This window comes from Acinetobacter sp. YH12095, from assembly GCF_013419245.1.
Lineage (GTDB): Bacteria > Pseudomonadota > Gammaproteobacteria > Pseudomonadales > Moraxellaceae > Acinetobacter > Acinetobacter towneri.
Genome location: NZ_VPAL01000045.1, coordinates 1 through 2,510, shown reverse-complemented (window position 1 = coordinate 2,510; position 2,510 = coordinate 1). Strand labels below are relative to the sequence as shown.

Sequence of the window (2,510 nt, the reverse complement as noted above, 5' to 3'; positions counted from 1 at the left end):
TGTAACTTTAGGGTATACTTTAAAGTTACACAAAACATCTATATGAAGACTAAAGTCCAAATTAGTGTTTATGTTGGTTCAATGTATTACATTTCGTATTTTCTATTTGTAACGTAATTTCAGTAATATTATGATTATGTTTTAGAACTTCTAAGGCCTTTTGATAGAGTTGATCTGTATTGCTATTCGGAGCAACCAAATGAGCAGTTAAATGAATATTTCTTGAGGATATAGCCCAGACTTTCAACTGATGAATCCCTTCAACGCCCTCTAGCTTCAATAAATCATTTCTTAACGACTCAATATCAATCTCATCAGGAACTCCTTCAAGCAGAATATGAATACTTTGTTTTAATAAAATCCAAGTTCGAGGTAAGACCCAGAAGCCAATTAACACAGCGATTACGGTATCAACCCACATCCACTGGGTAAAATAAATAACTATTCCTCCGATAATCACGCCTATCGATCCTAGAGCATCACTAAGAACTTCTAAATATGCACCTTTTATATTTAGACTTCCTTCAGCACTAGCAGAAAGGATTTTCATTGAAATCAAATTTATGACCAAACCAATGACCGCGACAATCATCATTCCAACACTTTGAATTTCAGCAGGATTCGTAAAACGTTGATAAGCTTCATATACAATATATATTGCTACCACAAAAAGCATCACCGCATTAAACAGAGCCGCTAAAATTTCAAATCGCTGATAGCCAAAAGTTCTTTTATCATCTGCGGCTTTTTTACCAATTTTGATAGCGGCAAGAGCAATAGCTAAAGCGGCTACATCAGTAAACATATGAGCTGCATCAGATAACAAAGCCAAACTTTGGGTAATAAAAGCAGCGACAACTTCTACTATTAAAAAAGTAGTCGTTAAACCTAAGGCAACCATTAACTTCTTACTATTTTCTTCAGTAACAACCGCATGGCTATGATCATGATGTTCTGACATAAAATATTTTCCTTATTCTATTTATGATGAGCAGAGATATTGGATAACAGCCAATATCTCTGCTGTAAATCGACTAATCTATTGGATTAAGAAACTTTCTTTTCATTTATCCAACGATAAAGCACGGGTAACAGCACCAAAGTTAGTAATGTTGAAGAGATAATCCCGCCAATCACTACGGTTGCCAGTGGCCGTTGAACCTCAGCCCCTGTTCCGGTTGCCAGCGCCATTGGTACAAAACCCAGTGAAGCCACACAAGCTGTCATCAACACTGGTCTTAAGCGCAAAATAGCCCCTTGCCACACGGCTTTATGCACTGGATATTTGTCCCTTAATTCCTTAATAAAGGTCAGCATTACCAGTCCATTGAGGACTGCAACACCAGATAAGGCAATAAAGCCAATTCCAGCTGACATCGATAATGGAATATCCCTTAGCCAAAGGAACAGCACACCACCGGTCAAGGCAAAGGGTACCCCGGTAAAGACCAATAGACTTTCTTTGACATTGTGAAAGACCGCCATCAGTAAAATAAAGATAGTGATTAAAGCCAGTGGAATCACGATTTGCATCCGTGCTTTGGCTGAAGCCAAATTTTCAAACTGACCGCCATATTCTATCCAATAACCACTTGGCAAAGTGTATGCTTTGAGCTGTGTCTGTACATCAGAAACAAAAGACCCTAAATCACGCCCTTCAACATTCGTTGTAACCACAACTCGGCGTTTACCATTTTCTCGACTGACTTGGTTGATTCCTTCAATGGTCGAGACTTGCGCGACATCCGACAATAAAATACTGCCACCATTTGGAAGCTGAATAGGTAACTGGGAAACAGATGCGACACTACGGTCTTGCTCTCCAAGACGGATAACAAAATCAAAACGACGATCGCCTTCTAAAATCTCTCCCACGCTTTGTCCACCAATACTTGCAGCCACCACATCCTGAATAGATTTCACACTCAAGCCATACTGGGCAGCTAAAGCTTTATCAATCTCTACATTGAGTAAAGGCAGACCCGAAGTTTGTTCAACTTTCACCGCACTGCTACCTGCGACTTGCTGAATGATTTTCGCGATTTTTGCAGCCTCAGTATTCAAAACCTGCATGTCATCACCAAAAACCTTCACCCCCACATCACTGCGTATACCTGAAATCAGTTCATTAAAACGTAGCTCAATAGGCTGAGAAAACTCACTGTTATTGCCGGGAATTGTCGCAAGATAAGCTTCCATTCGGGTTCGAAGTGCATCTAGGCTTTCTTTTGAATCTGGCCATTCCTCACGTGGTTTCAGCATGATATAACCATCGGAAATATTCGGTGGCATCACATCTGTCGCCACTTCAGCAGTCCCGGTACGGGCAAATATAGCTTTAATTTCGGGAAAGTTTTTCAGTAAAAGCTTTTCGGTATTTTCCTGAATACGTAAAGACTCTTCCAAGCCTGTGCTTGGAGAACGTAATTGCTGTACCGCAAAATCACCTTCACTCAGCTGGGGTGCAAACTCACTGCCAATCTTCGTGCTGAGCAGACCCGTAATGACCA

At 40.4% G+C, this 2,510-nt stretch carries 2 protein-coding genes; both read right to left on the bottom strand.

The genetic code is table 11. The features are described from left to right. Positions 1–61: 61 nt before the first annotated feature. Entirely contained in the window at positions 62–961 is a 900-nt protein-coding gene (locus tag FTU35_RS13205) for a cation diffusion facilitator family transporter (protein WP_005028603.1), read from the bottom strand. A gap of 86 nt (positions 962–1,047) precedes the next feature. Next, positions 1,048–2,510, bottom strand: a 1,463-nt coding sequence (locus FTU35_RS13200) for an efflux RND transporter permease subunit (RefSeq protein ID WP_180064806.1), incomplete at its 5' end; no start/stop codon positions are given.